We start from the raw sequence: 21,328 nt of genomic DNA, 5'->3' as shown, positions 1-21,328 counted from the left end.
CGGCCGGCCGCCCTCCGCCACGTCTTCGCCCCCGAACCGCCTCCGCTCCACCGATGCGTGACCTGCTGCTGTCGAACCCCGACAACGTGTCGCTGCTGCTGCACGGGCTGCGGGTCACCGGGCAGCTGTTCGCCATCAGCTGGGTGCTGGCGCTGGTGGTGGCGGCGCTGCTGACGGCCGCGCGCGCCGCGCCGTCGCGCTGGCTGCAGCGCGGCGTGGCGCTGTTCGTCGAATACCACCGCAACGTGCCGGGGCTGGTGCAGATCTTCGTCTGGTACTTCGGGGTGCCGCAGCTGCTGCCGACCGGCTGGCAGCGCTGGATCAACCGGCACGACGGCGAATTCTTCCTCTCCTGCATCGCCCTGACGCTCTACGCCGCGGCCTACATGAGCGAGGACCTGCGCAGCGGCCTGCGCTCCCTGGCGCGCGGGCAGGGCGCCGCGGCGCGGTCGCTGGGCATGACCTACGGCCAGACGCTGCGGCTGGTGCTGCTGCCGCAGGCGATGCGCGCCGCGCTCGGCCCGATGGTCAACCAGACCCTGGCGCTGTTCAAGGCCACCAGCCTGGCGATGACGGTGGGCGTGGCCGACCTGATGCACGCCGCCCGCCAGATCGAGAACGAGACCTACCGCACCTTCGAAGTCTTCCTGATCGCCTCGGTCTGCTACCTCGCCGGCTCGTGGCTGATCATGGGTGCCGGCGCGTGGGCCCAGCGCCGGGTGCTGGCCGCGAGGGGCGGGCGGTGATCGAGATCCTGCGCGACTACGGCCTGATCCTGCTGGTGGGCCAGTACCCGCAGGGCCCGCTGGGCGGCCTGGCGATGACGCTGGTCCTGGCGGTGGCCGCGCTGGCGCTGTCGTTCCCGCTGGCGGTGCTGGTCGGCGTGGCGCGCACCTCGCGGCACCGGCCGGTGGCCTGGGCCGCGGCGCTCTACGCCAATGCGATCCGCGGGCTACCGCTGCTGCTGGTGGTGTTCTGGGCCTACTTCGCGGTGCCCTATCTCACCGGCCGCGCCGTGAGCGCCACGCTGATGATGCTGGTGGCCCTGGTCGTCTACGAGAGCGCCTACCTGGGCGAGATCGTGCGCGCCGGCATCGTGGCGCTGCCCGGCGGGCAGCTGCAGGCGGCCCGGGCGCTGGGGATGCGGCCCGGCACCATCCTGCGCCGCATCGTGCTGCCCCAGGCGCTCTACAACATGATCCCCAGCATGTTGAACCAGTTCGTGGTGGTGGTGAAGAACACCTCGCTGGCCTACGTGATCGGCGTCGACGAGCTGACCAACGCCGCCTACCAGATCAACAGCCAGTTGCTCACCAGGCCCTTCGAGGTCTACGCCCTGCTGGCCGCCAGCTACTTCGTGCTGTGCTTCCTGCTCGGGCGGGCGGTGGCCTGGGTCGAGCGCCGCATCGGCCGCCGGCGCGGCGAGGGCGCCGGGGCGGCAACGAAGCCGGTTTTCGAATAAGAAGTGCCTGAGGTCGGCGCCGCATGCCGGCTGGCAGCTATCGAATCGATAGCATCGTTCCGCACATCCGTCGTCAGCCCAGGATGATCCGGTTGCGCCCTTGGTGCTTGGCTTGGTAGAGCGCCCGGTCGGCCCGCTCGAGCAGGTCGCTCAGCCGCATGTCGGTGCCGGTCACGCCGGCCATGCCGATGCTGGCGGTCAGCCACTGCATGCCGCAGCCTTCGTCGTGGGGCAGGGGCAGTTCGGCCACCTGGCGCAGCAGGTGGCGGCCGGCGCGCAGCGCCTCCTGCTCGTCGGCACGGTAGAGGACCACGCCGAACTCCTCGCCGCCCAGCCGCCCGAGCATGTCGGTGCCGGCGATGTGGGAGTTGAGCTTCTGCACGAAATCCACCAGCACCCGGTCGCCCTCCTGGTGGCCGAAGCGATCGTTCACCGCCTTGAAGTGGTCGATGTCGATCATCAGCAGCGCGAACCAGGTGCCGTCCTGCCGGTACCGGGCCAGGCAGGCCTCGGCATGCTGCAGGAAGGCACGGCGGTTGGCGCTGCCGGTGAGGGTGTCGGTGTGCGCCATGCGCTGCAGCTCGCGCTCCAGGTTCTTGCGCTGGGTCACGTCGCGCCACAGCCCCTCGACCCCGGCGAAGTTGCCCTGCGCGTCGCGCAGCGCCCGGCTGCTGATCGAGATGTCGATCACCCGTCCGTCCTTGCGCACCATCTGCCCCGGGAAATCCGAGACCTCGCCGCGTGCGAGGATGGCCTGCTTGAGCGCGTCGCGGTCGGCCTCCGCGGGGTACCAGGCCTCGGCCTTGCGGCCGATGATGTCCTCGGGCTCCTGGCCCAGCACCCGGCGCACCGCCGGCCCCACGTTCACTACCACGCCCTGGGCGTCGGTGCGGTAGTACACGTCCTGCATGTTCTCGAACAGTTCGCGGAAGCTGCGCTCGCTCTCGCGCAGCTGGGCCTCCATGTCGCTCAGGCCGGTCATGTCCATCGCGCTCACCAGCACCGCCGGCGTGCCCTCGTGCACGATGGCGCTGCTGCAGATCAGCAGCATCCGCAGGTTGCCGAGGCAGGTGCGCGCGCGCATCTTGGTGGGGGTGTTGGGCAGGTCGGTCGCCTGCAGGCCCGAGGTGCGGTGCTGGGAGCGGGTCTGGTCCAGCGGATGCACGAAATCCAGCGCGCTGCGGCCGAGCAGCTGGCCCTCGTCCCGGGCCTCCAGCAGCGCCACGCAGGCCGGGTTCACCCGGACCACCCGGCCTTCGGCAATCACCATCACGGCGCAGGGAAGCAGCAGGAGCGGATCGGACATTGCGGCTTTGCGATGGGCGGAATCGGTGCGGCAGACATTGCCGCGGAAACATGTTAGCCCGGCCGCGGGGATCGTCGATCTATCGCAGTCCCGGTATTGACACGCGTTGCCGAATTGCAGGGCCGCCGCCGGCGGACCGCGGCAGCGGGCCGGGGAGGCTGCGCGGCGCGGCGGCCTTGGCTACCATAGCCCCTCCTTCCACAGAGCGCGCGCCCCATGTCACTGCCCTTCGCCTCCCGCCTCCAGAACGTCGAAACCTCCGCGATCCGCGAACTGTTCAAGCTGCTCGGCAAGCCCGGCATCATCAGCTTCGCGGGCGGTTTTCCCGACAGCGCGATGTTCGACGTGCAGGGCATCCAGGAGGCCAGCGCCCGCGCCATCGCTGAGGAGCCGGGCGCGCTGCAGTACGGCGCCACCGAAGGCTACGAGCCGCTGCGCGAACAGCTCTCCGCCTTCATGGCCACCAAGGGCGTCGAGGTCGCGCCGCAGGGCCTGATCGTCACCACCGGCAGCCAGCAGGCGCTCGACCTGATCGGCAAGACGCTGATCGACCCGGGCGACAAGGTGATCGTCGAAGGCCCGACCTTCCTCGCCACCATCCAGTGCTTCCGTCTGTACGGCGCCGACCTGGTGAGCGCGCCGGTCGATGCCGAGGGCGTGCGCACCGACGCGCTGGAGCGGCTGATCGTCGAACACCGCCCGAAGTTCGTCTACCTGATCCCCACCTTCGGCAACCCGAGCGGCGCCCTGCTGAACCTGGAGCGCCGCCGCAAGGTGCTGGAGCTGGCGGTTAAGCACCAGGTGCTGGTGGTGGAGGACGATCCCTACGGCGACCTGTACTTCGGCGAGGCGCCGCCGCCGCCCAGCATCCTGGCCCTGACCGCCGAGGTGCCCGGCAGCCGCGACTGGGTGGTGCACTGCGGCAGCCTCAGCAAGGTGCTGAGCCCCGGCCTGCGGGTGGGCTGGATGATCGCGCCGCCGGCGATGCTGGCCAACGCCACCATGTGCAAGCAGTTCAGCGACGCGCACACCAGCACCTTCGCCCAGGCCACCGCCGCGCAGTACCTCCAGAGCGGCCGCATGCCGGCGACGCTCGCCAACGTGCGCAAGGTCTACGGCGAGCGGGCCGCTGCCATGGGCGCGGCGCTGCAGCGCGAGCTGGGCGACGCGATCGCCTTCACCCAGCCGCGCGGCGGGCTCTTCTTCTGGGCGGCGCTCACCGGGCCCGGCCAGGATGCGCGCGACTTCGCCAAGCGGGCGATCGAGCAGGGCGTGGCTTTCGTGCCGGGCGCGCCGTTCTTCGCGGCCGATCCCGATGTCTCGACCCTGCGCCTGAGCTTCGCCACCGCCGACATCGCGAGGATCGAGGAAGGCATCGCGCGGCTCAGGCGCGCGCTGTAGGCCAGCAGGCGGGCGCTGTAGACCGGCAGGCGAGGCGGCGCGCCTAGCATTTGCTTGCAGGGCGGCGGCCCGGCGTTGCGATACTGGTGCTTCCGCCGGACCGCACGGCTGCGCGGGCGCCGCCGCCGCGGTGCCGTTGCGGCAGCGGGCCCACCGCCCTGCCTCCACCGCCGCGCCGCCGGCCGATCCTGCGATGCCCCGTTCTCCGCTTCCCCGTATTCCCGCTTCACTGCACCGCCGCGCTGTCTTCGCCGCTGTGCTGCTGGCCGCCGCCATCGGGTTCGGAGGCGTGGCGCAAGCCGGGTCGTCCGCGCCGGCCGCGTCGGATACCGCCCCTTCGGCGCCGGCCGCCGGGTGGAACACCCGCCTCGTCCACGACCTGGCCCAGGTGTCCGCAGGCCACAGCGCCGGCATCGGCGTCTACGTGCGCGATCTGGACACCGGCGTGTCGGCGCGCTTCCAGTCCAGCGAGAGCTGGTACCTCGCCTCGACCGTCAAGGTGCCCGTCGCCATCGCGGTGCTGCGGGGCATCGAGCGCGGCCAGTACAAGCTCGACACCACGGTGACGCTGGAGGCGTCCGACTATGTCGACGGCGCAGGCCTCACCAACCGCAACCCGGTCGGCAGCGCCCTGAGCATCCGCTACCTGATCGAGCAGATGATCGTCCACAGCGACAACACCGCCAGCGACATGCTGATCGGCCTGGTGGGCGTGGACGCCCTCAATGCCCTGGTGGCCGAGCTGGTGCCGCAGGGCTTCGGCCGCATCACCCGGCTGGCCGAGGTGCGGCGCCTCGCGTACGGCAACCTGACGCCCGCGGCACGGCGGCTGAGCGGGCGGGAGCTGATACAGCTCAACCGCCAGCGCAGCGATGCCGACCGGATGCAGATGCTGTCGCGCTTCACCGGCACGCCGGTCGCGAAGTTCCAGCTGCCCAGCCTGGAGGAAGCCTACGACGCCTACTACGCCAGCGGCCTGAACTCGGCCCGCCTGGACGCGTACGGCGAGCTGCTCGCCCGGCTGGCCCAGGGGCAGGCGCTCGGGCCCGCCTCCACCGACTACCTTCTGCGGGTGATGGAGCGTGTCGCCACCGGCACCCACCGCATCAAGGCCGGCCTGCCGCCGGGCGTGGTCTTCGCCCACAAGACCGGCACCCAGCGGCGCCGCTTCTGCGATGCGGGCATCGCCTACACCCCGGCCGCAGGCGCGGCCACCGCCGCACCGACGACGCCCCCGCACGCCGGCCACCCACACCGGGCGGTGGTGGTGGCCTGCACGCGCGACGAGCTCTCGTTGCAACGCTCAGAACTCGCGCTGCGCCAGATCGGCGCGGCAGTGTGCCGGTCGGGTCTGGTGACCCAGGGAGTCGTGAATGCGCCGTCGTGTCCTGTCGTTGTTGCCGCCGTTGGCGGCCCTGCTCGGCTGCCTGCTGACGCTGCCGAAGAGCGCTGAAACCGCCCACGCCGCCGGCTGGACCGACGCGCTGCGCCAACAGGTCGAGCAGATCGACAGGACATCGCCCGGCGCGTTGGGCGTGTACGTCAAGCGGCTCGACACCGGCGAAACCTTTTCTTACGGTGCCGACCAGCGCTGGTACCTGGGCTCGACGGTCAAGGTGCCTGTCGCGATCGCGGTGTTGCAGCAGGTCGATGCCGGCAAGCTGCGGCTCACCGACCAGCTGGTGCTGCAGGACACCGACAAGGTCGACGGATCGGGCCAGCTGGTCTGGCGCCCGGCCGGGGCGGCCTATACGGTCGATGCGCTGATCACCCGCATGCTGGGCGTCAGCGACAACACCGCCGCCAACATGCTGATCCGCCGGGTGGGCCTCGATGCCCTCAACCGCAGCAACCAGGCGGCGATGGGCGCCGGCAACACCGGCCGGCTGACCGACTTCACCCAGATCCGCTACGACGTCTACGCCGAACTGCATCCCGACGCGCGCCGGCTGAGCAACCTGCAGCTGGTGCAGGTCGCCTCCGAGCCCGTCGGCCCCGGCCGCCTGGGCACCATCAAGCGGGCGATGAAGAAGAACGATGCCGCGCTGCAGGCCAAGGATTTCGACGAAGCCTACGACCGCTACTACCGCCGCGGCTTCAATGCCGCCACGCTGCAGGGCTACGGCCAGATGCTCGAGAAGCTGGTGCGCGGCCAGCTGCTGTCGGCCATGGGCACCCAGCGCCTCTTCACCGCGATGAAATTCGGCACGCCCGGCGAGTACCGGCTGGAAGCCGGCCTGCCCAAGACCGTCAAGTTCATCCACAAGACCGGCACCCAGTACCGCCGGGCCTGCCATGTGGGCGTGGTGAATCCGCAGAACGGCGGCGCCAGGGCGGTCGTCATCGCCACCTGCGCCGCCGACCTGGACGACCAGAAGGAGGCGGGCGGCGTGTTCGAGGACGTGGGCCGTGCGGTGCGCCAGACGGTGCTCGCCGGCATGTGATTCGAAAGCCCCGAAAGCGAAAATCTTATAACCCGGGCTAAAATATGGCCCATGAAGATCCAGACTTCGGAAAAGCGACTGATCTTCTTCCTGGTGCCCTTGCTGGTGGCGTTCCAGGTGGCAGCTTTCGTGTCGATGCGCTATGCCAACCGCAGCATCGCAATGGACACGCTCGACAACGAGCTGGGCTCCGGCGCGCAGGTGTTCCAGTTCGCCCTGGCCCAGCGCACCCAGTATCTCTCCCAGGCGACCGACCTGGTGGCGAAGGATTTCGGTTTTCGCGAGGCGGTCACCAACACCCACCAGCCGACGGTCGAGTCGGCGCTCAAGAACCAGATGCTGCGCATGGGCGCCAACCTGGTGGTGCTGTCGGACCTGCGCGGCGAGGTGTTGGCCCGTTCGGCCTCCGAACGGTCGCTGGTGCCGGCCGATTTCGGCGTGCTGCGCAGCGACGTGCTGGCCGCCAAGGTCGGCGAGGGCGACGTGCGTCGATCGCGGTTGCTGCCGCTGCAGGTGGACGCGCAGCACAGCGTGCTCTACCAGTGGATCCAGGCCACGGTGCGCACCCCGATGCCCACGGCCCGGCTGATCCTCGCGTTCGAGATCGACGATGCCGCAGCCGTCCAGTTGAAGCAGATGACCAACCTGGATTTCGTCTTCATGTCGCGCATCGCCGACGGCAGTTGGCGGGTGCATGCCTCGTCGCTCGACCCCCAGGTGCAGGCGACCACCCGCACCCAGATCGAACAGGCGCCCGAGGGCTTCTGGACCTTGCGTGCACAGGACGAGAACTTTCGCATGCTGACGCTGAACCTCGGCGGTGCCGCCGACCCGTCCAGCGTGGTGGCGCTGGTGGGCAAGTCGTTCCGGCCGGTGATCGGGCCGTTCAGCCAGCTGGAGCGATTGACCGGCACCTTCGTGCTCCTGAGCGCGCTGCTGTCGGTCTTCGCGGTGTACCGGGTGACGCACCGGATCGTGGCGCCGCTGGAGACGGTGGTGTTCCAGGACGGGCTGACGAAGCTCGCCAACCGGCGCCTGTTCGAGCTGAACCTGCACACCGCCGCGCAGAACCTGAAGACGCTCGGCCGTGGCTATTGCGTGATGGTGATGGACCTGAACAAGTTCAAGGCGGTGAACGACACCCTGGGCCACGCGGCGGGCGACCAGGTGTTGCAGGTGGCCGCCAAGCGCATCCACCATTCGATCCGCAACTCGGACACGGTGGCCCGGCTGGGCGGCGACGAGTTCGCGCTGCTGCTGATCACCGACGACCGCCAGCGGGCCGGCGAGATCGCGGCGCAGATCGTCGAGAGCGTGCGGCGGCCGATCGGGTTGGCGAACGGTACCCGGGTGGACGTGGGCGTGAGCATCGGCATCGCCATGGCACCGCACGACAGCCGGGTCAACGAGACCCTGTTGCACCTGGCCGACGAGGCGATGTACGCGGCCAAGCAGGGCGGCACCGGCTTCGCCTTCGCGCGGGACGAGGCCACGCAGCCGGAAGGTGCGCCGGTGTCGGAGCCGGCGGTCTGACACCGTCAGAGCGCCTGCACGGTGCGCAACGCCTCCAGCACCTGGCCGCGCAGCGCCGCTACCGCGGCACCCTCCCGGTCGCGTGGCCGAGGCAGCGGCACCGCCGTATCCCGCACGGGCGCGCCGGCCTCGGTGTCCAGCACCAGTACCCGGTCGCAGAGCAGAACGGCTTCTTCCACGTCGTGCGTCACCAGCAGCAGCGCCGCGCCGTGTCGGCGCGCCAGACGTTCCAGCAGCTCCTGCAGCCGGATGCGGGTGAAGGCGTCGACGGCGGAAAACGGCTCGTCCAGCAGCAGCAGGCGGGGCGCGCCCAACAGGGCCCGGGCGATCGCCACGCGCTGGGCCTGGCCGCCCGACAGTTGCCTGGGCAACCGGGCGCCGTAGCCGGCCAAGCCCACCTCGGCCAGCAGCGCCTCCACCCGCGGGTCGTGCCGACCGGCGCGGCCCAGGTCGAAGCCGACGTTCTCGGCCACGGTGAGCCAGGGAAAGAGCCGCGGCTCCTGGAAGACGAAGGCCACGTCGCCCCCGATCTCCCGCCGCGGCTGTCCGTCGATGCGCACCGTGCCGTCGTAGTCGGTGTCGAGCCCCGCCACGATGCGCAGCAGGGTGCTCTTGCCGCAGCCGCTGGCGCCGACCAGGCCGACGCTCTCGCCGGCGGCCAGCCGCATCCGCAGGTCCTGCAGCACGGCGCGGCCGTCGAACGCCTTGCGGCGGATGTCCACCTCGAGCAGCGGCGCGACGGCGCTCATGGCGGGCCGCCGGCGGGGCCAGGCGCGCGGCCGAAGCTGTCGCGCCAGGCCAGCCAGCGGCGCTCCAGCCGCTGCATGCCGGTGTCGGTGAGTTTGCCGAGGAGGGCCAGCAGCACGATCGCGCCCAGCACGATGTCGGCGCGGCCGGTTTCGCGGCCGTCGGTCAGCAGGTAGCCCAGGCCGTCGGTCGTGGCGATCAGCTCGGCGGCCACCATGAACATCCAGGCCAGGCTCAGGCCGTTGCGCAGGCCGGTCAGCACCGCGGGCAGGGCGGCCGGCAGCAGCACCCGGCGCACCAGGGCGACGCCGTGCAGTCGGTACATCCGCGCCACCTCGACCAGCTTGCGGTCGACGTCTCGGAAGCCCGACGACACGCCCATGTACACCGGAAAGAAGGCACCGATGGCGATCAGCGCCACCTTGGGCGACTCGTCGATGCCCAGCCACAGCAGCAGCAGCGGCACCCAGGCGAGCGACGGGATCGCCCGCAGCGCCTGGAAGCTCGGGTCCAGCAGTGCCTCGCCGCGGCGCGACAGGCCCACCACCGCGCCGATGACGACCGCCAGCGACGCGCCGATCGCGAAGCCCACCGCCACCCGGGCGGTGCTGGCCGCCACGTGGGCCGCCAGTCCCCGCGCGCCGAACGACACCAGCGTCTGCGCGATTTCGCTCGGCGCCGGCAGCAGCCGCGCGCTGAGCCAGCCGGCCTGCACCGCCAGCTCCCAGACCAGCAGCAACGCGGCCGGCAGCACCAGGCCGAGGCCTGCGGGGCCGATGCTTCGGCGGCGCGGGCGCTCCGGCCCGTCCGGCGCGCGGGTGGCGGCCGGCAGGCCGAAGCCGGGAACCTGGCGGGGATCGGCGGCCATCAGGCCGCAGGGCGCAGCAGGTCCTGCGCGAAACGGGTGTCGACCAGGTCGGTCACCACGGTGGCCAGCGGCGTGCCGGGCCTGACCAGGCCTTCGCTCAGCAGGATCGGCGCGGCGGCCTGCAGCGCGGCGATGTGTTCCTGCGACGGCTGCGGCTGGCCCAGGTCGGTGCGCAGCTTCAGTTGCAGCAGGGCGACCTGCAGGCTCACCTTGGCCTCTTCCGACAGGATCTTCGCGGCCTCGGTAGTGTTGGCCTGGGTCCATTTGCGGGCGCGCTCGTAGGCGGTGATCACCCGGCGCAGCGCCTCGGGGTGGCGCTTCTGAAAATCCTCCCGCACGTTCAGGAAGCCGTAGGTGTTGAAGCCCACGTTGCGGTAGACGAGGCGCGAGCCCGCATCCAGCTCGCTCGCCGCCATCAGCGGATCGAGCCCGGCCCAGGCATCGACCCGGCCCTGCTCCAGCGCGGTGCGGCCGTCGGCATGCTGGAGCGAGACGATCTCGACGTCGTTGCGGCGCAGGCCCGCGACCTGCAGCGAGCGCAGCAGGAACAGGAACGGATCGGTGCCCTTGGTGGCGGCGATCTTCTTGCCCTTCAGGTCCTGCAGGCTCTTGATCGGGGAATCGCGGCCGACCACCAGCGCCGTCCATTCGGGGCGCGAGAAGATGTACGGGGTGCGGATCGGGTTGCCGTTGGCGCGCGCCAGCAGCGCTGCCAGGCCGGCGGAGGAGCCGATGTCGATGCTGCCGGCGTTCAGGTACTCCAGCGCCCGGTTGCTGCCGGCACTCAGCACCCACTTCACGCCGGTCTTGTCCGCGGCGAAGGCCTCTTCCAGCCAGCCGAAACGGCGCAACACCAGGCTGGTCGGCGAGTAGTAGGCGAAGTCGAGCCGCAGTTCTTTCAGGGATTCCTGCTGCGCACGGGCGAGCGGGGCGGCGAGGGCGGCTGCGCCGGCGGCGGCGAGCAGGGAACGGCGTTGCATGGCAGGCGGTGTCGAGCGGAAGGGCCTGCAGTATCGAAGCCGCCCGCCGCCGGCCGAACGAACGAAAACGCGCTTGCTTATCCGCTTATCGGCGGGCGAGGCCGGCGCAGGTGCCGAGGCGCGGATCGGTCGTCTGCTACGTTTTTGATAGCTGAAGGTCGTCGAAGGACGCCGGCTCCGGCTACTTTTCTTTCAAAAACGCGCTTTCGGTGGCCGCGTGGCCCACACGATCAGGGCCAGCAGCGCCACCTGCACCGGCAGCCGCAGCACCAGCGCCCAGTACGGCACGCCCGGGAACAGCTCCGGCGCCTGCAGCATGTAGAGATGGGCCGGCGTCACCGCCAGCGTCAGCGCCGCCAGGCCCCAGCCGGCGGCCCGCCGGGTCGGGCGCCAGAGCAGGCCGGCGGCGCCCGCCAGCTCGGCCACGCCGGACCAGAGCACCGCCTCGCGCGGCCAGGGCATCCACGGCGGCACGATGCGCATCTCGGCCTCGGTGAAGACGAAGTGCGCGATGCCGCCCAGGAAGAACCAGAGGAACACGAAGGCCACGCCCGCGGTGCGGCCGCGGCTCATCGGCAGGCGCCTGGCAGGATGCGCACCGGCCGCGGCGTCATGCGGGCTGGAACTTCATCGCCACGCCGTTCATGCAGTAGCGCAGGCCGGTGGGCTTGGGGCCGTCGTCGAACACATGGCCCAGGTGGCCTCCGCATCCCTGGCAGGCGACCTCGACGCGGCGCATGCCGAAGCTGGTGTCGCTTTCCTCGTGCACCGCATCGGCGGCCAGCGGCTGCCAGAAGCTGGGCCAGCCGGTGCCGCTTTCGAACTTGGCGGTGGATGAGAACAGCGGCCGTTCGCAGCCGGCGCAGTGGAAGATGCCGGCGCGCTTTTCCTTGTTGAGCGGGCTGGTGTAGGGCCGCTCGGTGCCGCTGCGGCGCAGCACCGCGTACTGGTCGGCGCTCAGCCGTTTTTTCCATTCGGCCTCGCTCAGCACCACCTCGTAGAGGCGGGAGGCATGCGCGGAGGAGGCCGCCATCAGGCCGGGAATGCCGACCAGGGCGCCGAAGAGGCCGCCGAGGGAGAAGAGGTGCTGGCGTCGGGTGGTCATGTCGGTAAGTTTGGCGAAAGGATCGGTTGCCTGTCTTACGCGCCCGGCGGGCCGTCGGATGTGGCGGGCCGTGCCGCACGTCGGGCGACAGCCGGCATGTCCGGCCCCGGTCATCGCGGCGGCGGCGCTTCGACCGACGGCGGTGCCCAGCCGCCGCCCAGAGCCTGGTACAGGGCCACCGCCGCATTCAGCTGGTCGGCGCGGGTCTGCAGCAGCGTCAGCTCGGCCCCCAGCAGGCCGCGCTGGGCGTCGAGCTGTTCCAGGTAGCCGGCGTAGCCGGCGCGGTAGCGGTTGGTGGCCAGGCGCAGCGTCTCGGCCAGCAGGTCGCGCTGGCGCTGCAGGCTGTCGGCCTGCTCGGCCAGGCGGGACGTGCCGGCCAGCGCGTCTTCCACCTCGCGAAAGGCGGTCAGGGCGGCCTTGCGGTAGGCGTAGGCGGCCTGGTCGCGCCGCGCGGCGGCGGTGTCGAATTGGGCCTGCAGGCGGCCGCCGCTGAAGATCGGCGCCAGCACGCTGCCGCCCAGAGTCCAGAGCGTGGTCGGGTCCTGCAGGGAGTTGACCAGCAGCAGGCCGGCGGTGCCCGAGAGCCGCACCTGCGGCAGGAACTGCTTGCGGGCGACCGACAGGTTGGCGTCGCTGGCGGCCAGGGTGTACTCGGCCTGGGCCAGGTCGGGGCGCTGGCGCAGCAGGTCGGCGGGCAGGCCGGCCGGCACCCGGGGCGGCGCCATGGCCAGCAGCGGCGCGCCGCGCGGGATGTCGCCCGGTGCCTCGCCCAGCAGCAGGCGCAGCGCGTTCTCCTGCCGCGCGACGGCCAGGCCCAACTGGGGCAGCAGTTGCGCCGCGGCCTCGTATTCGGCCTGCGCCTGGCGCAGCTCGAGCTGCGAGGTGTAGCCTGCCTCGGCCCGCGAGCGGGCCAGCCGCAAGGCGTCGGACCGGGCGGCGAGCGTCTGGCGGGCCACCTCGACCCGCGCGTCCAGGCTGCGCAGGGTGATGTAGCCGCTGGCGGTGGCGCCGGCCACGCCGAGCCGGGCCGCGTCGCGGGCGGTGGCGCTGGCCAGGTAGCCTGCGCGTGCCGCCGCCTGCAGATCGGCCAGCCGGCCGAAAAGGTCGACCTCGTAGGCGGCCTGGAACTGCGGCTGGGCGGTGGTCGATTCGACCGGCTGCCCGGTCACCGCGCTGCGGCTGCGGGCCCGGGTGGCCGTGGCGCCCAGGTCGAGCTGCGGTGCGCGCTGCGCCTGCGCCAGCGCTTCCTGCGCCCGCGCCTCTGCCACGCGGGCGGCGGCCGCGGCGATGTCGGTGTTGCGGGCCAGGGCCTCTTCGACCAGCCGCGACAGCACCGGGTCGCCGAAGGCCCGCCACCAGGCAGGATCGGCCGGCACCGCGGGGCTGTCGCCGGTATTGCGCCAGGCGGCCGGCGGGTGCACCGCGGCATCGGGCGGCACCGGCGGAGCGGCGGGGCCGGCACAGGCGGCCAGCACGGCGGCGGCCGCGACCGCCACGACGGACTGTCGCTTCACCGCGCGGCCCCCGATGCCGGCACGGCAGCGGGCGGCGGGGCCGCGCCGGTGCCGGGCGTCCCGGCGGAAGCGCCTGGCTCCGCTGCGCTGCCGTTGGCGGGCGCCGGGGCCGTGCGCGGCCCGCCGGCGGTATCGACCATCGTCTCCACCGACATGCCCGGCCGCAGGCGGGCCGCCAGCGGCTGGCCGGGGTCGATCGCGATCCGCACCGCGATGCGCTGGGCCACCTTCACGAAGTTGCCGGTGGCGTTGTCGGCCTTCAGTACCGCGAACTCCGAGCCGGCGGCGGGTGCCAGCTGCTCGACCCGACCGGTCAGCTCGGCCCGGTCGAGCGCATCGACCCGGAAGCGCACCGGCTGGCCGGGCGCCATCGCGGCGGTCTGCGCCTCCTTGTAGTTGGCGATGATCCAGAGCCGCGCCGGCACCAGGAACATCAACTGCGTGCCGGCGGTGACGTACTGGCCGGCGCGCACGCCCACCTCGCTCAGCTGGCCGGCGCGCGGCGCCCGCACCACCGTGTTGGCCAGGTCGATCTCGGCCAGTGCCAGCGCGGCGCGGGCACCTTCCACGCCCGCCTCCAGACCGGCCCGTCCGACGGTGACGGCGCGCACGTCCTGCCGCGCGATCTCGCCGGCTGCGTGGGCCTGCTCCACCGCGGCCTCGGCCTGGCGCAGCGCGGCCACCGTCTGGTCGCGTTCGCGCAGCGAGACCGAGCCGTCGGCCACCAGCGCGTCGACCCGCTGCAGGTCGGCCCGGGCGCGGGCCAGCTGGGCGCGGGCGTTGCCGACCGCCGCCACCTGCGAGGCCACGGTGGCTTCGCGCGAGCGGCGGGTTTGGGCCGAGTTGTCGAGCGCGGCGATCTGGCCCGCCAGCGTGGCCTGCGCCTGTTCCACCCGCTGGCGGTAGATGCGGTCGTCGATCCTCACCAGCACCTGGCCGGCCTCGACCGTCTGGAAATCCTGCACCGGCACCTCGGCCACGTAGCCGCTGGTCTGCGGGCTGACGATGGTGGTCTGGCCGCGCACGTAGGCGTTGTCGGTGCTCTGCAACGCGGTGGTGAAGGGCGGCAGCCGCCAGGCGTAGAGCACCACCAGCACGCCGGCGAGCGCCAGGACGATGGTGGCGACGGTACCGGTCAGCCCTGCGCGGGGAGGTGCCCAGCCGGTGGGCGCCGCCGCCACGGGGGCGGGCGCGGCCACCGGCGACGCGGGCGGGGGTGGAGGCACCGGCGCCGGTGCCGCCGCTTCCACCGGCATGTCGTCGTGCGCGGCGGCGGCCTGGTCGGCCGGGGCTTCGGCCGGCTCTTCCAGCCGGGTGTGGTCTTCCGGTTCTTGCGGCGGAGTGCCCGCGGGCATGGACGGAATCGGGGGCCGGGGCGCGTTCATGCGGAGGTCTTCGGTAGAGGGGTGGGCGGCGTTGCGGCGGGTACCGCGGGCACGGCTGCCGGCTGCGCCGCGGCGGCGGCGCGGTCGCGCGCGCGCTGGCGCAGCATCAGCCAGCCGATCCAGGCGACGGTGGCGCAGGCGGCCACGCCGGTCAAAAGGAACACGTCGTTGAAGGCGAGCACGTTGGCCTCGCGCGTGGCCTGCTGGGCCAGCAGCACCGCGCCTTCGGCCTGGCGCAGCGTGCCGTCGCCGAGCACCCGGCCATAGGCGCCCGCACCGGCGGCGACCCGCGCGGCGTCCAGCGGGTCGGCCAGGGTGATGCCCTGCACCAGCAGGTTGGAATGGAATTTCTCGCGCACGATCTGGAAGCTGCCCAGCAACGCGCCGCCCGCCAGCCCGCCCAGGCTTTGGGTGATGCTGAACAGCGCCGAGAAGCTGACCAGGTGCGACGGCCCCTTGCGCAGCGCCCGGGTCAGCCCCACCAGCAGCGCCGGCCCCATGAAGAGCGTGGCGGCGAAGCCCAGCAGCGCCTGGCTCAGGTACAGGTCGCGCGGCCGGGTGAGGTTGGTGGCGTCCGCATCCATGAAGCTGCCGACGGCGATCAGCACCATCGCCGCGAGGATCGGCCGGCCCAGGTGCTCCGGGTCGATGGTGAGCGCGCTGACAGCGATGCCCGCGGCCGTCGCCACCGCGATCACCGCGAACAGGCTGACCAGCTGGTCGTTGCCCATGCCGAGCGCGGTCAGCAGCCCGACCGAGCCGAAGGTCTGCTCCGACAGCAGCAGCCGCAGCAGCGTGGCGACGAGTGCGAAGCGCAGGATGTCGCCGCTGCCCATCCAGCGGGTGTTGAGCAGCGGATTGGCGCGGTTGTGCTCCACCAGCATCGCCGCGGCCAGCAGCACGATCGCACCGCACAGCGCCCAGCCCAGCCACGCGGCCTCGGTCCACCAGACGATGCGGCCCTGGGCCAGCACCGCGCAGAGCAGGGCCATGCCCGGCGCGAAGAGGGCGAAGGTGAGCAGGTCGAGCTTCTCGAACGACTGGAAGCGCTCGTTGGGCGGCAGCCGCACCAGCATCACCGCGGCGAGCGACAGCAGGGCCAGGCCCATCTCGAACAGGTAGAGCGTGTTCCAGGCGCCGAAGGACAGCAGGTCCGACGAGAAGAGCCGCGCCAGCGGCGTCGCGAGTTGCGGCACGCCCACGCCCAGCACGATGCCGCGCAGGCGCCACCTGGCCGGCATCGACTGGATGAAATAGAAGAGCGTCAGCGTGCTGAGCGCCCCGCCCGCGATGCCGCTGGCCGCCCGCACCGCCACCGCGGTGGCATAGCTGTGCGCGAGCAGGTGGCAAAAGGTGAGGGCCACGTAGGCACCCAGGAAGATGCGGATGAACAGCCCCAGGCCGAACTGCTGGCGGAACTTGATCAGCAGCATGTTCATGCAGATGCTGGTCATCAGGTAGGCGGTGGTGAGCCAGGTCGCCTCGTTGCTGTAGATGCCCAGCGCGCCCTGGATGTTGGCCAGGTTGGCGGTGATCAGCGCGTTGCCGAAACCGCCGGTCAGCCCCAGCAGGATGCCGGCCGCGAAATACGCCACCCGCCGCGCGGTGGGATGGTCGGGCGTGGCCGGCGAGCCGGGCATCGCGGCGCGCTCGTGGGGCTTGAATTCGTAGGCGGCCGGGGCGGGGGCCGGGGGGCGGGGCATAGCCGGCCAATCTAGTCGAAGACGGCGGCCGGCGTGAAACCAAATCCCCGTCCGCGCCCGCATGCGGCGCCGGCCGGCACCGCGTGCCTTACATCTCCGTTACCTGGCACGCCTAAGATGCGCCCGTGAAAAACAACCCCCTCTCCCGCTCGTGGGCGGCGCTGGCCGCCGTCGCAGGGCGCGCCGCGCTGGCCGTGCGCCGGCATCCGTGGATCAGCCTGGCCCTGCTGCCCGCGCTGGTGCTGCTCTACGTGCTGCTGCTGATCCCGTTCACCCCCAGCATCGGCGACATCCGCAAGGCGCGCGACGAGCGGCCGGCGGTGCTGCTGTCGGCCGACGGCAAGGTGCTGGCCGAGTTCCGGCGGGCCAACCGCGAATGGGTGCCGCTGGCCAAGGTGTCGCCGCACGTGGTCGCCGCGCTCATCTCCACCGAGGACCACCGCTTCTACGACCACCACGGCATCGACCCCAAGCGCACCGTGGCCGCGGTGTTCCGCTCGGTCAGCGGCGACCTGCAGGGCGGCTCCACCATCACCCAGCAACTGGCGCGCAACCTCTACCCGGAGGAGATCGGCCGCGCCCGCAGCCTCAACCGCAAGGCCAAGGAGGCGATCACCGCGCTGAAGATCGAGGCCGCCTACTCCAAGGACGAGATCCTGGAGACCTACCTCAACACCGTGCCTTTCCTCTACAACGCCACCGGCATCGAGATGGCGGCGCGCACCTACTTCGACACCTCGGCCGCCACGCTCGATCCGCTGCAGAGCGCCACCCTGGTCGGCATGCTGAAGGGCACCAGCTACTACAACCCGGTCACCAACCCGCAGCGGGCGACCGAACGGCGCAACACCGTGCTCGCCCAGATGGCCAAGCGCGACCACCTGCAGCCGGAGCAACTGGCCGCGCTGCAGAAGCAGCCGCTGAAGGTCGATTTCGAGCGCCAGACCGAGGCGGTCGGCCCCGCGCCGCACCTGGCCCGCCAGTTGCGCCGCTGGCTGATCGACTGGACCGACCGCAACGGCTACGACATCGGCACCGACGGCCTGCAGGTGCGCACGACCATCGATTCGAAGCTGCAGGATTTCGCCAACCGCGCGGTGCAGCGCCAGACCGACCAGCTGCAGAAGTCGGCCACCGCGATGTGGGGCCCCCGCGCCTGGACCGCGAACAAGCCGGTGGTGCAGGCGGTGCTGCGCGACAGCGCGCCCTACAAGGCCGCCCGCGAAGCCGGTGCCGACGACGCGGCGGCCATCAAGCAGGTGCTGGCCGACGCCGACGCGATGCAGGCCCTGCGCGAAGACAAATCCCGCCTGCAGGCCGGCTTCATGGCGCTGGACCCGCGCAACGGCCAGGTGCGCGCCTGGGTGGGCAGCCGCGGCTTCGAGGAGGACCAGTTCGACCACGTCGCCCAGGCCCGCCGCCAGCCCGGATCGACCTTCAAGCCCTTCGTCTACGGCACCGCCTTCGCCCAGGGCATCGGCCCCAACGAGACGCTGATGGACTCGCCGGTCGAGATCGATCTGGGCGGCGGCCAGATCTGGCGGCCCAGCGACGGCGGCGAGCCCAGCTACCAGCCGATGACGCTGCGCGACGGCTTGGCGTACTCGAAGAACACGATCACCGCGCAGCTGATGGCGCGGGTCGGCGCGGCCAACGTCGCGCAGACCGCGCGGGCGATGGGCGTGCGCCAGAGCAAGCTGGACGAGGTGCTGTCCCTGGCGCTGGGCACCAGCCCGGTGACGTTGAAGGAAATGGTCGCCTCCTACGGCAGCATCGCCAACGGCGGCAACTACATCGAGCCGATGCTGGTCGACCGGATCGAGGACCGCAACGGTCAGGTGCTGGAGCAGTTCCAGCCCGCGGTGCCCGAGCCGGCCCTGGCCCAGGCCGCCGCCCAGACGCTGCTGGATGCGATGCGCGGCGTGGTCGACCAGGGCACCGGCGGCGCGATCCGCTCGCGCTGGGGCGTGCGCGGCGACGTCGCCGGCAAGACCGGCACCACCCAGGACAACACCGACGGCTGGTTCATGCTGATCCACCCGACGCTGGTGATGGGCGCCTGGGTCGGCTTCAACGACAGCCGCATCACCATGGCCGACTCGTGGGGTCAGGGCGCCCGCAGCGCGTTGCCGATCGTGGGCGACTTCATGCAGGCCTCCCTTCGCGCCAAGGCCCTCGACGGCGACGCGGTGCTGGACGCGCCCCGCGCGCCGCCCGCCGTACCGGCCGAGCCGGTGCCGCTGACGCCCGAGCAGATCGGCAACGGCGCCTGGCCGCCTGCCGGCACCGGCGAAGGGCCGATGGGCGTGGCGGCAGATCCGCAGATGGGCAGCCGCCCGGTAGCCCCGGTGGAGGTGAACGCCGCGCCCGCCGAACAGTCGCCGCGGGATCAGTCACCGCGGCAGAACATCGGCCCGTTGCTGGGGCCGGAGCCGGCGGTGGTGGTGCCGTCGAACGCGCCGCGGGAGAACGAGTTCTAGGGCTTTGCATTCGGCGCTGCGCTGGGCGGCCTCGGCGCCGCCCCGCCCGCTCAGATGCCCGTCCTGCGGCGAAGCGTGGCGAGGCCGATCAGCGCGAGCGCTGCGGACATCAGGATCAGGCCCCACTCGGTGACGGTAGGAATCGATGCCACGCCGCCGGCCGCGGGCGCTGCGGCCGCGACGAAGTTCACACCCGATCCGGTGGCGGTCGATCTGCCGGAAGCGCCGGCGAAGCCGGTGCAGGAATCGGGCGCGCCGGCCGGGCTGGTGCCGATGGTGGTGCAGCGTTCGTTGCGAGTCGCTTGGGATGCGCCGGTGGTCATGAGGAGATACGCAAGCCGGTCGTTGACCGCGTGTGGAGCGGCGCCGGACAGCCATTTCTCCACGAAGATGTTGGCCTGCGTCAGCACGCCGGAGCCGTTGGTGGTGGCACTGAACTGGAACTTGCGCGTATTCAGCGAAACGGCCTGGTAGGCCTCGATACCGTCGTTGAAGCTGTAGTTGGTGACCAGGCCGCTGATGCCGGCGTTGTTCAGATTCGCTGGGAGGGGCGCGGCCGTTTCGAAAAAGCCGGTGATCTGCATCGCCGTGCTGTAGTTCTGGCACGTGCCGCCGTCGCACACGGTGAACGGCCCAGTGGAGTTGTAAGCGGAAGAGGCCGCGTTGTACGTCACGGCATGGGCGGCGGTCGAGGCGGCGACGAGGCCGGCAATGGTGAGTGCGGACCGGATGTTCATAGGGTGCAAGTGTCAATTAAAGTAATAACCGTAATTATCTTGCATGCAAAGCTTGATTGAGGCGCCGGGCGATAGGCGGCCTGGCACCATGCAAATCCGCTTTCAGCGCCGGCCGTGTGCTATTAAAACTATAGCAAAAGACGATCTGCTCCCGCGTTCCTGGACGTATTCACCTGGCGTTCCGCGCCGAACGCTCCGCACTCGGCGCGTACCCGCCGTCGTCGGCGGAGTCGTCCTTCGCCGGCTCGTCGCTGTCGCCATCCGCACCGGATGACGCCGCAGCCGCGGCCCGCAACTTGTCCTTCTTGCTCGGGCGCTTCCCCTTCACGCCACCGTTGCCCGGTGCCGCCGGGTCGCGCGGGCCGGCGCCTTCCGGTGCGCTTGGCAGCGCCACCTCCCCCGGCTCGAACCCCGCCACCTGCTCCCGCGGCACCGGCTGCCCCTGGCGCTTCTCGATCAGGCGGAAGTGCGCTTCCGTCTCCGCGCTGACGAAGCTCACCGCCAGGCCGTTCTCGCCCGCGCGGCCGGTGCGGCCGATGCGGTGCACGTAGTCGACGGCCGAGCGCGGCAGGTCGTAGTTGACGACCACCGGCAACTGGGCGATGTCGATGCCGCGGGCGGCCAGGTCGGTGGTGACGACCAGGTCCCAGCGCTCGGCCTTTAGCTCGGCCAGCACCTGGCTGCGGGCGCCCTGGCTCAGGTCGCCGTGGAACGCGGTGGCGAAGACGCCGTTCTTGTAGAGCTTGTCGGCGACCGTCTCGGCGGCGTACTTGGTGGCGACGAAGACGAGGGCGCGGCCCCAGCCTTCCTGCTTCGCCAGGTGGCGCAACAACTGGGTGCGCCGCGAGGCGTCGACCTGGATGGCGCGCTGCACGATGGCCGGCGCGCTGCCGGGCGCGGGCACGATCTCGACCCGCAACGGCTCGCGCAGGAGGGCGGCGGCCAGCGCATCGACCTCCTTCGGGAAGGTGGCGGAGAAGAACAGGTTCTGCCGCACGGCCGGCAGCAGCGCCAGGATGCGCTGCAGTTCTTCGGCGAAGCCCAGGTCGAGCAGCCGGTCGGCCTCGTCCAGCACCAGGGTGACCACCGCGTCGAGCCGCAGGGCCTTCTGCTCCAGCAGGTCGAGCAGGCGGCCCGGTGTGGCGACCAGCAGGTCGGCGCCGCCGCGCAGCGCCATCATCTGCGGGTTGGCCGACACGCCGCCCACGGCCACCACGATCTTGGTGCGGTGCGGCAGCCCGTGCGCCAGGCCGCGCAGCACGTCGCCCACCTGCACCGCCAGTTCGCGCGTCGGTACCAGCACCAGGCCGCGCAACCGCAGCGGCGCCTCCTGCGGATAGCGGCCCCGCGCGTCCTGCAGCATCTGCAACAGGGGCAGGCCGAACGCCGCCGTCTTGCCCGACCCGGTCTGCGCGATGCCCAGCACGTCCCGCCCCTGCAGCACCGCCGGGATCGCGGCCGCCTGGATCGGCGTGGGTTCGCCGAACCCCCGGGTGCTGGCCGCATGGGCGAGAGAGGCGGACAGGCCGAGAGCGTCGAAGGACATGGAAAATTTCTTGAAAGGAATGCGTAAACAGACGAGCGTCTCAGCCGCAACGGAAGATGTGAAAGAACCGTAGCGAGCAAGCCCGAGTGTGCGCCGAGGACCGGAGCCGTACTGCAG

General features: G+C 71.5%; 18 protein-coding genes. 7 read left to right on the top strand and 11 right to left on the bottom strand.

Features of this window, described 5'->3' with window-relative positions; translation table 11 throughout:
* Positions 1-53: 53 nt before the first annotated feature.
* Positions 54-746: an amino acid ABC transporter permease gene (locus ASE76_RS02450; RefSeq protein WP_055834145.1), complete on the top strand. Its 693-nt coding sequence runs from the start codon at positions 54-56 to the stop codon at positions 744-746.
* Positions 743-1,462 carry an amino acid ABC transporter permease gene (locus ASE76_RS02445; protein ID WP_055834142.1) on the top strand — a complete coding sequence of 240 codons (720 nt, stop codon included), beginning with the start codon at positions 743-745 and terminating at the stop codon, positions 1,460-1,462. The genes ASE76_RS02450 and ASE76_RS02445 overlap by 4 nt, the downstream gene beginning before the upstream one ends.
* A gap of 73 nt (positions 1,463-1,535) precedes the next feature.
* On the opposite strand, the gene ASE76_RS02440 is transcribed toward ASE76_RS02445, so the two are convergent.
* The gene (locus ASE76_RS02440; RefSeq protein WP_055834139.1) at positions 1,536-2,768 is read right to left on the bottom strand and encodes a diguanylate cyclase; all 1,233 of its coding nucleotides are present in this window, start codon (positions 2,766-2,768) and stop codon (positions 1,536-1,538) included.
* Positions 2,769-2,990: 222 nt separating this feature from the next.
* On the opposite strand from ASE76_RS02440, the gene ASE76_RS02435 reads away from it, so the two are divergent.
* From ASE76_RS02435 to ASE76_RS02420, 4 genes are all read left to right on the top strand, one after another.
* Positions 2,991-4,169, top strand: coding sequence for a PLP-dependent aminotransferase family protein (locus ASE76_RS02435; protein WP_055835527.1), 1,179 nt, complete (start codon positions 2,991-2,993; stop codon positions 4,167-4,169).
* Positions 4,170-4,362: 193 nt separating this feature from the next.
* Complete coding sequence (locus ASE76_RS02430; RefSeq protein ID WP_055834136.1) at positions 4,363-5,622, top strand: serine hydrolase; 1,260 nt, start codon at positions 4,363-4,365, stop codon at positions 5,620-5,622.
* Positions 5,543-6,613, top strand: coding sequence for a serine hydrolase (locus ASE76_RS02425; RefSeq protein ID WP_055834133.1), 1,071 nt, complete (start codon positions 5,543-5,545; stop codon positions 6,611-6,613). The genes ASE76_RS02430 and ASE76_RS02425 overlap by 80 nt, the downstream gene beginning before the upstream one ends.
* Before the next feature lie 51 nt (positions 6,614-6,664).
* The gene (locus tag ASE76_RS02420) at positions 6,665-8,146 is read left to right on the top strand and encodes a diguanylate cyclase (RefSeq protein WP_055834129.1); all 1,482 of its coding nucleotides are present in this window, start codon (positions 6,665-6,667) and stop codon (positions 8,144-8,146) included.
* Positions 8,147-8,151: 5 nt separating this feature from the next.
* Here the strand turns inward: ASE76_RS02420 and ASE76_RS02415 are convergent, their stop codons facing one another.
* The 8 genes from ASE76_RS02415 to ASE76_RS02380 form a co-directional block, all read right to left on the bottom strand.
* The gene (locus ASE76_RS02415) at positions 8,152-8,895 is read right to left on the bottom strand and encodes an ABC transporter ATP-binding protein (protein ID WP_055834124.1); all 744 of its coding nucleotides are present in this window, start codon (positions 8,893-8,895) and stop codon (positions 8,152-8,154) included.
* The gene (locus ASE76_RS02410; protein ID WP_082447859.1) at positions 8,892-9,761 is read right to left on the bottom strand and encodes an ABC transporter permease; all 870 of its coding nucleotides are present in this window, start codon (positions 9,759-9,761) and stop codon (positions 8,892-8,894) included. The genes ASE76_RS02415 and ASE76_RS02410 overlap by 4 nt, the downstream gene beginning before the upstream one ends.
* Positions 9,761-10,741, bottom strand: a complete 981-nt coding sequence (locus ASE76_RS02405; RefSeq protein ID WP_055834122.1) for an aliphatic sulfonate ABC transporter substrate-binding protein — start codon at positions 10,739-10,741, stop codon at positions 9,761-9,763. The genes ASE76_RS02410 and ASE76_RS02405 overlap by 1 nt, the downstream gene beginning before the upstream one ends.
* A gap of 192 nt (positions 10,742-10,933) precedes the next feature.
* Positions 10,934-11,314: a hypothetical protein gene (locus ASE76_RS02400; protein WP_082447858.1), complete on the bottom strand. Its 381-nt coding sequence runs from the start codon at positions 11,312-11,314 to the stop codon at positions 10,934-10,936.
* Positions 11,315-11,351: 37 nt separating this feature from the next.
* Positions 11,352-11,846, bottom strand: coding sequence for a peptide-methionine (R)-S-oxide reductase MsrB (gene msrB / locus ASE76_RS02395; RefSeq protein WP_055834116.1), 495 nt, complete (start codon positions 11,844-11,846; stop codon positions 11,352-11,354).
* A 110-nt stretch (positions 11,847-11,956) separates the two neighbouring features.
* Positions 11,957-13,360 (bottom strand): efflux transporter outer membrane subunit, encoded by a 1,404-nt coding sequence (locus ASE76_RS02390; protein ID WP_055834113.1) that lies wholly within the window; start codon positions 13,358-13,360, stop codon positions 11,957-11,959.
* Complete coding sequence (locus ASE76_RS02385) at positions 13,357-14,715, bottom strand: HlyD family secretion protein (protein ID WP_236698305.1); 1,359 nt, start codon at positions 14,713-14,715, stop codon at positions 13,357-13,359. The genes ASE76_RS02390 and ASE76_RS02385 overlap by 4 nt, the downstream gene beginning before the upstream one ends.
* A gap of 26 nt (positions 14,716-14,741) precedes the next feature.
* Entirely contained in the window at positions 14,742-16,448 is a 1,707-nt protein-coding gene (locus ASE76_RS02380; protein WP_055834110.1) for an MFS transporter, read from the bottom strand.
* A gap of 125 nt (positions 16,449-16,573) precedes the next feature.
* On the opposite strand from ASE76_RS02380, the gene ASE76_RS02375 reads away from it, so the two are divergent.
* A complete protein-coding gene (locus ASE76_RS02375; protein ID WP_055834106.1) occupies positions 16,574-18,928 on the top strand; it encodes a penicillin-binding protein 1A in 2,355 nt (784 codons plus the stop codon).
* Positions 18,929-18,978: 50 nt separating this feature from the next.
* On the opposite strand, the gene ASE76_RS20925 is transcribed toward ASE76_RS02375, so the two are convergent.
* Together ASE76_RS20925 and ASE76_RS02365 are read right to left on the bottom strand one after the other, a co-directional pair.
* Complete coding sequence (locus ASE76_RS20925) at positions 18,979-19,665, bottom strand: IPTL-CTERM sorting domain-containing protein (protein WP_055834102.1); 687 nt, start codon at positions 19,663-19,665, stop codon at positions 18,979-18,981.
* 169 nt (positions 19,666-19,834) lie between these two features.
* A complete protein-coding gene (locus ASE76_RS02365) occupies positions 19,835-21,211 on the bottom strand; it encodes a DEAD/DEAH box helicase (protein ID WP_055834099.1) in 1,377 nt (458 codons plus the stop codon).
* Positions 21,212-21,328 lie beyond the last annotated feature (117 nt).

Source organism: Xylophilus sp. Leaf220 (genome assembly GCF_001421705.1).
GTDB lineage: Bacteria > Pseudomonadota > Gammaproteobacteria > Burkholderiales > Burkholderiaceae_C > Xylophilus.
The sequence above is the reverse complement of the archived record's forward strand: the minus strand, read 5'-3'. Positions and strand labels throughout refer to the sequence as shown.

Excerpts from the sequence above, each read along its gene's own strand:
- ASE76_RS02380 (WP_055834110.1), bottom strand. The coding sequence starts at position 16,448 with ATGCCCCGCCCCCCGGCCCCCGCCCCGGCCGCCTACGAATTCAAGCCC.
- ASE76_RS02405 (WP_055834122.1), bottom strand. The coding sequence starts at position 10,741 with ATGCAACGCCGTTCCCTGCTCGCCGCCGCCGGCGCAGCCGCCCTCGCC.
- ASE76_RS02415 (WP_055834124.1), bottom strand. The coding sequence starts at position 8,895 with ATGAGCGCCGTCGCGCCGCTGCTCGAGGTGGACATCCGCCGCAAGGCG.
- ASE76_RS02420 (WP_055834129.1), top strand. The coding sequence starts at position 6,665 with ATGAAGATCCAGACTTCGGAAAAGCGACTGATCTTCTTCCTGGTGCCC.
- ASE76_RS02430 (WP_055834136.1), top strand. The coding sequence starts at position 4,363 with ATGCCCCGTTCTCCGCTTCCCCGTATTCCCGCTTCACTGCACCGCCGC.
- msrB (WP_055834116.1), bottom strand. The coding sequence starts at position 11,846 with ATGACCACCCGACGCCAGCACCTCTTCTCCCTCGGCGGCCTCTTCGGC.
- ASE76_RS02425 (WP_055834133.1), top strand. The coding sequence starts at position 5,543 with ATGCGCCGTCGTGTCCTGTCGTTGTTGCCGCCGTTGGCGGCCCTGCTC.
- ASE76_RS02385 (WP_236698305.1), bottom strand. The coding sequence starts at position 14,715 with ATGCCCGCGGGCACTCCGCCGCAAGAACCGGAAGACCACACCCGGCTG.
- ASE76_RS02400 (WP_082447858.1), bottom strand. The coding sequence starts at position 11,314 with ATGAGCCGCGGCCGCACCGCGGGCGTGGCCTTCGTGTTCCTCTGGTTC.
- ASE76_RS02440 (WP_055834139.1), bottom strand. The coding sequence starts at position 2,768 with ATGTCCGATCCGCTCCTGCTGCTTCCCTGCGCCGTGATGGTGATTGCC.
- ASE76_RS02365 (WP_055834099.1), bottom strand. The coding sequence starts at position 21,211 with ATGTCCTTCGACGCTCTCGGCCTGTCCGCCTCTCTCGCCCATGCGGCC.
- ASE76_RS20925 (WP_055834102.1), bottom strand. The coding sequence starts at position 19,665 with ATGAACATCCGGTCCGCACTCACCATTGCCGGCCTCGTCGCCGCCTCG.
- ASE76_RS02450 (WP_055834145.1), top strand. The coding sequence starts at position 54 with ATGCGTGACCTGCTGCTGTCGAACCCCGACAACGTGTCGCTGCTGCTG.
- ASE76_RS02410 (WP_082447859.1), bottom strand. The coding sequence starts at position 9,761 with ATGGCCGCCGATCCCCGCCAGGTTCCCGGCTTCGGCCTGCCGGCCGCC.